The sequence below is a fragment of the Streptomyces sp. CNP082 genome, assembly GCF_059570535.1.
Window position 1 is genome coordinate 1 of sequence record NZ_JCANSZ010000112.1, and the last position, 8,651, is coordinate 8,651.

At 64.7% G+C, this 8,651-nt stretch carries 8 protein-coding genes; 2 read left to right on the plus strand and 6 right to left on the minus strand.

Annotation, left to right across the window (positions count from 1 at the left end; all coding sequences use genetic code 11):
* Positions 1-2,031 precede the first annotated feature (2,031 nt).
* From B124_RS36435 to B124_RS36455, 5 genes are all read right to left on the minus strand, one after another.
* Positions 2,032-3,291, minus strand: coding sequence for a putative T7SS-secreted protein (locus tag B124_RS36435; protein ID WP_496507313.1), 1,260 nt, complete (start codon positions 3,289-3,291; stop codon positions 2,032-2,034).
* On the minus strand, positions 3,288-3,602 hold the full coding sequence (locus B124_RS36440) for a hypothetical protein (RefSeq protein ID WP_496507314.1): 315 nt from the start codon (positions 3,600-3,602) through the stop codon (positions 3,288-3,290). The genes B124_RS36435 and B124_RS36440 overlap by 4 nt, the downstream gene beginning before the upstream one ends.
* An 86-nt stretch (positions 3,603-3,688) precedes the next feature.
* A complete protein-coding gene (locus tag B124_RS36445; RefSeq protein ID WP_496507315.1) occupies positions 3,689-4,423 on the minus strand; it encodes a hypothetical protein in 735 nt (244 codons plus the stop codon).
* Between the two features lie 299 nt (positions 4,424-4,722).
* Positions 4,723-5,478, minus strand: a complete 756-nt coding sequence (locus B124_RS36450; protein WP_496507316.1) for a hypothetical protein — start codon at positions 5,476-5,478, stop codon at positions 4,723-4,725.
* 165 nt (positions 5,479-5,643) lie between these two features.
* Positions 5,644-6,057: an ATP-binding protein gene (locus B124_RS36455; protein ID WP_496507317.1), complete on the minus strand. Its 414-nt coding sequence runs from the start codon at positions 6,055-6,057 to the stop codon at positions 5,644-5,646.
* Positions 6,058-6,260: 203 nt separating this feature from the next.
* On the opposite strand from B124_RS36455, the gene B124_RS36460 reads away from it, so the two are divergent.
* Positions 6,261-7,133: a helix-turn-helix domain-containing protein gene (locus tag B124_RS36460; RefSeq protein ID WP_496507318.1), complete on the plus strand. Its 873-nt coding sequence runs from the start codon at positions 6,261-6,263 to the stop codon at positions 7,131-7,133.
* A gap of 8 nt (positions 7,134-7,141) precedes the next feature.
* A complete protein-coding gene (locus tag B124_RS36465) occupies positions 7,142-7,369 on the plus strand; it encodes a DUF397 domain-containing protein (protein WP_496507319.1) in 228 nt (75 codons plus the stop codon).
* Between the two features lie 173 nt (positions 7,370-7,542).
* On the opposite strand, the gene B124_RS36470 is transcribed toward B124_RS36465, so the two are convergent.
* A complete protein-coding gene (locus B124_RS36470) occupies positions 7,543-7,881 on the minus strand; it encodes a type II toxin-antitoxin system Phd/YefM family antitoxin (protein WP_496507320.1) in 339 nt (112 codons plus the stop codon).
* Between the last annotated feature and the right edge of the window lie 770 nt (positions 7,882-8,651).

Below are 8,651 nucleotides of genomic sequence, written 5' to 3' on the forward strand. Positions count from 1 at the left end.
GCCAAGCGCCCGTGACCTGCGCGGGGTGCCGATCTGGCGGCGGTGAGCGGCCAGCAGCCGGGCGAGGTAGTCCACCACCGGGCGCGGGATGTCGAGCATGGCAGGATAGGTGACCAACGTGAAGCCTCTGGTTCGATGAACGTGATCTTGGCAGACCCGTTCTTACCAGGGGCTTTACGTCTGACCGCCACCGGGGCTGTCACCCCTCTCGCCACGGCACCACCTCAACTCCCCCTCCCACAGCCCATTTCGCTGAGAAAACCTGAGTGGGACTGTCGAGAATGTCAAACCAATCCGACGGAGCAAAGAAGTTGACATGCCCGAGCGGCGGACCGGAGTCAGGTGTTGCAGCTTTGTTGTCGGAGGGGGCAGCGGTCATTTCCGTGATCCTTTTCGTGAACAGGAGTAACCCGAGTGGAGTATGCCGATTATTGCTGCTACAAGTGAGCGCCTCCTTAGCGTGGTTCTGGGCCAGGAGAATTTCCGTGAGGCCCATGGGGGTACATCGGTGGAATCGGCGGTGGCGGGTAGGGTGGCGGCGGAGGAGGCAGTGGAGGGGGAGGTGCCGGTCGGGCATAGAGCTGCTGCCCTCGCTTTGCCGCGACATAGGTGCATGCCGCCATGAGGGTTGTCGAGCCTGCTGATAGTCCGAGCCAGAGAACGACCTTAGGCGAACTGTGGCTTGGCGGAATCTCGTGCTGGGGGTCGTAGAAGACCCGGATGGCGTCCCCGGGCACGGCATTGCGGCAGCCGCCCATGGGTCCGGAAGTCTTAACCCCATCCTTGAACCGCAACGTGCAGTAGGAGTTTTTCGGGGTGTCTTCCCGAGAAACGACCTCGGCTGTCGTCCACTCGCCTCGCTGGCTGAGCATCCGGTCTTGCTCGGTGAACATGGCCCATATCACCAGCATGCCTAGCGCGATGAAGTAGGTTCCTACGAATAGAGACCTCCGGGGAGTACCTACGCCGACGAACCAGATCATACCGGCTGCCACGATCAGACCAAGGAATCGGCACCATGCGTCGAGCGTTACCGATAATTGCGCTAGAACGCCGGAGATCATTGCTCCTGCAAGAGCTGTGGCGAGCGTTGCCGCCACGTTGAATCGCCTGGCAGTAGTGCGTTTGGAAAGCCGGATGAGCCATCTCGGCCAGTACATCTTCAGGCCCATGCAGCCGACCCCTTGCCGGAAGACAACTGGTTAACCCGGGTGCAGTGTGCCGATTACTTCTGCTGCCAGTGAGCGCCTCCTTAGCGTGGGGTGGGGCCTGGAGGGTTTCCGTGAGACCCATAGGGGTAATTCGGTGGAAGCGGCGGTTGTGGAGGCAGTGGAGAGGGAGTCGGTCGGGCGTACAGCCGCTGTCCCCGCTTTGCCGCGACAAAGGTGCATGCCGCCATGATGGCCGTGGTGCCCGCCGATAGCCCGAGCCAGAGAATCACATTAGGCGAACTGTGACTTGGCCGGATGTCGTGCTGGGGGTCGTAGAAGACCCGGATGGTGTCTCCGGGTACGGCATTGCGGCAGCCGCCCATGGGTCCGGAAGTCTTCACTCCATCCTTGAACAGCAAGGTGCAGTCGGAGCCTTTCGGGTGGTCTTCCCGAGAGACAACCTTGGCGGTCGTCCACTCGCCTCGCTGGCTGAGTACCCGGTCTTGTTCTGTGAATATGGCCCATACCGCCAGCGCGCATAGCGCGAGGAGGTAGGTGCCTAGGATGGGAGCCTTCCCGAGGGTGCCTACGCCGACAAACCAGAACAATGCGATTGTCACGATCAGGCCAAGGAATCGGCACCATGCGTCGAGCGTGACTGATATTTGTCCCAAGCTTAGAACGCCGGAGATCATTACTCCCGCCATGACTGCGGCGAGCGTGACCGCGAGATTGAACCGTCTGGGTGTAGTGCGGTGAGAAAGCCGGATGAGCCATCTCGGCCAGTACATCTTTACGCCCATGCAATCGACCTCTTGCCGGAAGACAACTGATTGACAGGGATTTTTTCTGAGGGTCTTATCGCTTGGTTTGAACTTGCTCACTCGTCGGGGCGGGTCGCTTCCTTTGATTTTTCGGGGTCAAGGAAATCGGGGAGCTTCCCTCCTTCCATGCCGATCAACTTGGGCGGTCCCCACTTGATGGTCTCGTATGTATTCTTCGCCCCTCCACCCGGGGCTAGGGCCGTCGCGTTCCCCCACCAATTTCCGGCGAATTGCAAGGTCAAAGCAGTGAATTCCTGGCCGCCTACGGCCCGGCCGGCAAGCGCGGTCCTGAACAGCCCGGTAGCTCCGGTCCCGGCAACTCTGGTTAACGCCTTACCGGCCGCAAAGGCACCGCCGCCGAAAGCCAGACCTGCGGCGGAAATGAGAACGGTCTGGTCTGTAAGTGCTGCCTTGAAGCTCCCCGTCGTTCCTACAGCCATGAGATAGTGGCTGGTCAGCGCCAATGCTCCTAGGCCGAGGGCGAGAGGGGCTAGCCCGGGAAATATGAGAGAAGCCAGTCCTACGATCGCGCCTAACGTACCAGCTATGTCGCCGATCATCTTGAAGACCCAGGCGTGCTCCTTGAGGAACTGTTTGAGTTCTGCCAGGGCGTTGCCCGCCAGCTCGCCTAGTTCGCCGACGACGGCGCCGATGGCTTCCCCGATCTTGTCGAACAGGCCCGGTTCGTTGGGGGCGATGTCCATGGCTCGTCGTAGGCGGTCGGCGATGTCTTCGCCCTTGGACCGGTAGCGGCTGGCCAGCCTTTCGGCCTCGTCTCGGATGTCGTCGAGGGCGCTCTCGGCGTTGCTGACGGCGGTCTCCGCGTTGGAGCGGTCCTTCGCCTGTTGCTTGGCCTCGCGCTCCTGCCGGTCGTTCACGGGGACGTCGTGCCATTTAGGCTCGGGAGGCAGTCCCGCCAGGTGGGTCTTCGCGTTCTCGGCCCGGCCCTTCGCGTCCGCCGCCCGGTCTTCAAGCTCACGGGCCTCGTCCTGCTTGGGCTTGATGTACCCGGCCCAGTCCTCCAGCGCCCTCGCCGATTGGCGGAAAGAATCGCGGGCCTTGTCGATCTTCGGGCGGAAGTCGTCGTTGAACTGCCGGCGGAACTCGTCGGCAGCCTTGCCGCGCCACTCGCCGTCACCGCGGCCGTTGAGCACCTGAGATATCTCGTCCAGCGAGCGGGCCGCACGGCGGACGACCCCGGCGACGTATTCGGCGGCACGCTGGTCGCCAGGGCACGGGTCGAACCCGAGCGCTGGGAAGCGGGCCTTGGCTTCCTCCGTGAAGCCGGGGCCGAGCTGGTTCTCCCAAAGGCTCATGCGGACTTCGCCCCCTTGACGGTGCGGACGTCGCGGAGCGAGTTGGCGAGGTCGTCGTCCAGGCCGGCGAAGGACTTCTTGATCTCAAGCAGCGCCTCGGCGGCTCTGTCGGAAAACTTGGTGAGCTGCTTGATGCCGTAGGACCACTCGTCACCGAAGTCGTCCATCCGCGAGGCGAGCTTTTCCACCCCCATGTCCGAGCCGTCGAGCTGTTCCATCTCCTCGCCGGGCTTCTTCAGCACCTTCACGATGTGCAGCAGGTCGTGCCGGACACGATCGAGCATGTCGCCATCGACGTATAAGTCACCCACGGGTGTCCTCCCGCGGCCTGGTCCGGCCGCTGTGTCGTGTGCGGTTGTGTCGTGTGCGGTTGGGTCGAGAAGGGTGTGTGGGTCCGTTAGCGGACGACGGACTGGATCTCGTTGACGGTGACGTCTTGCGGGGTGCCGAATGTCCCCGACGGTAAGTCGGTGGGGTCGGGGTGGTTGGTCCCGGTCCAACTGACCGCCCAGGTGACGGTGGCCTGGAAGGGGTACGGTCCGGTGGCGTCGGTGGAGTGCAGGTACTCCACTCCGCACGGCGGTGGGCCCTCGGCCCCCGCGAGCCGCTTCTGGCCGATGCCGCCACCCTCCGCCGGGGGGCACTCGCCTGACTCGGGGTAGGTGAGTGCGTCGTCGGTGCCGGGGTCGATGCGGACGCTGGTGGGGCGGGCGGTGGTGGTGGCCGTGATGCCGAGGACTTCGACGGAGGCGGTTGCCGACACCGGGTGGAACGTCGCTTCGTCCAGGGAGACCCAGGTGGGCAGGTTCACGACCTGCTTGTCGTCGGTGGGCTGGAGGGTCGCGGTGCCCTCGGGGACGCGGATTTCGTCGTAGGCGAGTTGGGCCAGGACCTCGGGGGTGATGGTGTTCGGGATGTCGGCCGGGGGTTCGTCACCGGTGTCGACCCAGAACGGCATCTCTCCGCAATCTGCGGCGGCTGGATCATTGCCTCGGGCAGGGTTCTTGTAGGAGCCCCACCAGTAACCCTCGTCGTTCTTCTTGACGTTGAAGGCTCCGTGCTTTCCGTTTACGTACTTGTCCTTCACCGACTCTGCGTTTAAGGCGTCGTGCTGCGGGCTCATATCGACCATGCCATCGAGTCGAGTCTGCGCGGCCTCTTCCGCTGTCCATTTCGGTGCATACCAGCATGCGGGAGGTGACCAATCACCAGTCGGGGTCAGCGAACTTTTCCCCTCCTGGCCGCTACCATCTGAGTGCGTGTAGGTCACCTCGGCGCCAGCCGCTGCGGATATCTGACCGTTCTTGGAATCGGCCTCCTGCTTGACCGATGACTCAGTGTTGTGCTTGCCCTTCTCGGCATGGGCCTGACCTGGTAAGAGGGGTAACGCAACGAATGTTGAGGAAATGGCTAACGCGCCGATTCGTCGCTTCATGGCTGGCATTGCTGTGCCCCTCTCTCTGACAGCACGTTGACGGTCTGCCAGACTCCGTCGCTATTCTTCTCAAGTCGTGTGTTATAGAACACGTAGGCGTTCTTCGTGGCAGGCGAGCGGTCAACTTCCCCGGTTTTGCCGTCCTTCACGAATGCTTCGCTCTCATCGGCGCAATAGAGCACTGCCGCGGCGCCATCTTCTCTGAACGTTACTTCGCGATCAAAGTACCGGGTCACACCCACCCATGTGTCGCCTACTTCAACCCATCCCCTGACGAACTCTGCAGCAGATGTCAGTGCTACTCCGCTGCTGTAGAACCTGAGCGCCTCGGTCTCCTCTTTGCCCTGGAAGATGGCATCGTCGATCGAGTTGATCCGCTCGGCGTTGTCAGCGAGGACAGCGTCCTTCTTCGGGTCGCCGGTCTCGGTGTCCTCGAAGACGTTCTTGGCGTCAGCCGGCAGCGTGATCTCCGGTCGGCCCGGAGCTGCTGCGTCTGTCGGTGACTCAGAAGGCGTGGACGACGGCTTCGATCCAGTGATCTTGTCGTCGCTGCCGCCGCCGCTGTCGTCGTCGCTGCCGCCGCAGGCGGTGAGGAGAAGCAGCCCTGCGAGCGCGAGTGCACCCGTGGACGTCTTGAGCCGGGATCCGGCAGACCCCGCCTGTCCTGGCGCGTGTCTCCCGTTCGAGGCAACAGGCTCGGCGCCGGTAGCGGCCGTCGTGGTGGTGGGGGCAGGGCGGCGGGTCACGATCAACTCCTGGCGACGAAGATGGCGAGTGACAAGACGCTATCTAAGATCCTCGCCGTTGGGCCACCCTCGATTTCCAGCCCCTATTGCCTCTTGAGGCAAGTGGAATTTCATTGATGGCTGGCCGTCGGCCAGCCGCGGTGAAATTCCACCGGCATCCGCTGCGCGCGGTTACCGTGCGGCCTCGCGGGTGAGGTCGCCCCAGACCCGCTTGCCGAAGCTCAGCGGATCGGTTCCCCAGCGGGTGGTGAGCGCATCCACGACGAGCAGTCCGCGGCCTCCGACCTCATCGTCGGCCGGTGTCTGGTGGGCCGGATTCGTACGGGACTTGTCCACCACGGCCACGCGTACGGTTTCCCGGCCGGTGCGCGTGACCGTGACCTTGATCAGGTGGCAGGCGGTGTGCTCAACGGCGTTGCCGACCAGTTCCGAGACGACCAGCGCCGCGTCGTCCGCGAGTTCGTCTATGGCCCATGCGGCAAGTGCCGCGCAGATCAGCCCGCGGGCAGCCTTCGCGCTCTCGGCGGCGCGGGGCAATGTTCGGGTGTATCTCGGGTGCCCGGTGGGGCTCGTGGTGGTGGTCATCGGCTAACGCCTCCGGTCTCAGGCTTGTCATCACCGTGGCGCCGAATTAATCGAACAGGCAAGAGAATGCGTACCGGGTCACCCGCTCAAAACGAAATGGCACATGCCAATACGGATGAATCTGGTGGTGCAGGGTGCGGTTGGCGTGCCATGCTGAGCAAATCGCCGAAAAGCGCAGGCAGTTGCGCCAGAAAGGCAGGCACATGGCAGCCCCCCACAGACCAACAGCACGCCGGATCGCGCTCGGCCATGAACTGCGCGAGCTACGGAAGGCCGCTCGACTCAGCATCGAAGAGGCCGTGCAGGGGATGTCGTTCAGCGACACCAAGCTGCAGCGGGTCGAGACCGGACTGCAGGACCTGCGGAGCGCGGGCGACCTGCGCAAGCTCCTCGACCGGTACGGCGTCACCGACGAGGAGGAGGTCGAACGCCTGGTCGCCACCCAGCGGGATGCCGCCAGTCGGGAGTGGTGGACGCCGAGTGTCGCGAGCATGAGCGCAGGTATGCCGCGGTTCCTGGGGATTGAGGCGGCGGCCCATGAGATCCGGGGATACCACCCGACCATTGTCCTTGGGCTGTTGCAGACAGAGGCGTACGCGCGCACGCGGCACGAGAGCGCCAAGGTGACGGACGAGACCACGAGTGAGTTCGTCGATGAGAGCGTGCGGGTGCGGATGAGGCGGAAGGATGCTCTGACCCGGGGCGAGGACCCGCTGAGGCTCTGGGCGATCCTGTACGAACCAGCACTCCGCCACGTCGTCGGCGATAGCGACGTGATGCGTGAGCAGTACGACGAGATTGGCAGGCTCGGGGGGCTCGACAACGTCACCGTGCAGGTGCTGCCGCAGAGCATGCGAGGTCATTTGTTCGTACACGACTTCAGCATCCTGCTCCTCGGCGATACGTTGCCGACGACGGTCCAGGTGGACACGGCTTTCGGCACGTCGTCCATCTCTGACAAGCGCCGGGAAGTCGGGAGGTTCTCCAGGCAGTTCGAGGCGCTGTCGCGATCTGCGCTGCCTCCGGAGGACACCCCGAACTTCCTGCACCGACTATCACGAGAGGTCACAGAATGAGCGAACACATGCGTACCCTGAACGCATCTGTCCTCGCCGGTGTTGCTGACTGGTTCAAGTCTTCCTACAGCGACAACGGCCTCAACTGTGTCGAGGCCGCCGACCTGACCGGGACCGTCCACCGCGGCGTCGCCGTGCGGGACTCCAAGGACCCGGATGGCCCTGCGCTGCTGTTCACCCCGGAGGCGTTCGCCTCGTTCGTCGCCGATGTGCGGCGCGGCAGGTTCGACGTTTGACCGGCTGAACCCGGCCGGGGAACGGTTGACGAGATCCCGCCGATCCTCGTGATCGGCGGGATCTTCGTCATTGCTGAGCTGGATACGCAGCCTGGGCCGGATCAGTTGCGGCGAAAACCAGGCGCACCCCGGCTGGGTCGTCTTTGGCCAGTTGTTCTGCCTGGGTGAGGGCCTCAGGCTCCGAGATGACCTCGTACCTCACGCCCGTGCCCGCCGAACACCTGGCGGTACGCCACATCGTGCGGTACGCCGGCGTCCTCACCCCGGGCCTGTCGCGCGCGGTAGGCGGCCAGGGCACGCAGTTCCTGGAGCTCCAGAGCATCGGCGGGGCTCATCAGTATCGCGACCGTCTGCCCGTGATCGGTGATGGCGACCGGCTCGCGGGTGACGCTGACCCCACGTGCGATGGCACCCAGCCGGGCGCGGGCTTCCACGATTGAGTAAGTCGTCTCCGTCATGCACAGAGCCTTACGGAAGTGTGCGCTTTCCGGCATACCTCCTGGGGATGGCATGCGTCGCCTGGTGGCGTCCCGCGGGGTGGTGTAGCGGACCCGGCACGATGACTCCGCGGATCGTGGCCCCCCGCTGGACTCGCCCGCGAGCGTGCCGGCGCTTCTACCGCGGGCAGCGGCACAGGGTGAAGCCGGTGTTCGGTCTCGGGACAGCCGCGCTCGGGGTGCGCGTGGCCTGCACCACGTCGCGGGACGCGGCCGGGCTACGGGGGCGGAGCCGGGCTACGGGGTGCGGCGTCGGGGTGCTGGTGCTCGGGTGCGGTCGAATGCGCGTAGGTGAGCAAAAGTCGGTCCCGATGGGCGATTTGCCCTGGATTCGTGGGCGGGTTGCCGCAAGTTTGTCACGGCGAGGGGCATACCCAACGCTCCAGAGGGCGGTTACGGCGCCGGCTGGCCCGCGGGTGCGCGCCGTGGGGCGAAAGTCGATCCCCGTGGGCGATTTGCCCGGGTCTGGCGGGTGGGTTGCCGCGAGTTTTGACCCTCCGTCGTCGTAGGGAGCGGCGGGGTGGGGGCGGGTTCGGCGCCGCTCGGGGCGGAAGGCGCCCTCCGCAGGCGGTGCGGGCGCGATACGAGGGCGGATCTCCGCCTGCTCCGTGACATCGCCGGCGAAGCGGGAGTGCGGCACTCCTGGGGAACGGAGCAGTGCGGCCCGGGAGGGCCGATGCTCACAACCCCCGTCGCCCCAGCCCTACGCGCACGACGCCCACCCCGACACCGCGCCCATCCGCCCTGCGGGGTCACCCGCCGACCCGGGCAACCCCCGCGATGCA

Coding starts and splice junctions, on each gene's coding strand:
- B124_RS36435 (WP_496507313.1), bottom strand. CDS start 3,291: ATGAGCCTTTGGGAGAACCAGCTCGGCCCCGGCTTCACGGAGGAAGCC.
- B124_RS36445 (WP_496507315.1), bottom strand. CDS start 4,423: ATGGTCGATATGAGCCCGCAGCACGACGCCTTAAACGCAGAGTCGGTG.
- B124_RS36455 (WP_496507317.1), bottom strand. CDS start 6,057: ATGACCACCACCACGAGCCCCACCGGGCACCCGAGATACACCCGAACA.
- B124_RS36460 (WP_496507318.1), top strand. CDS start 6,261: ATGGCAGCCCCCCACAGACCAACAGCACGCCGGATCGCGCTCGGCCAT.
- B124_RS36465 (WP_496507319.1), top strand. CDS start 7,142: ATGCGTACCCTGAACGCATCTGTCCTCGCCGGTGTTGCTGACTGGTTC.
- B124_RS36470 (WP_496507320.1), bottom strand. CDS start 7,881: ATGCCATCCCCAGGAGGTATGCCGGAAAGCGCACACTTCCGTAAGGCT.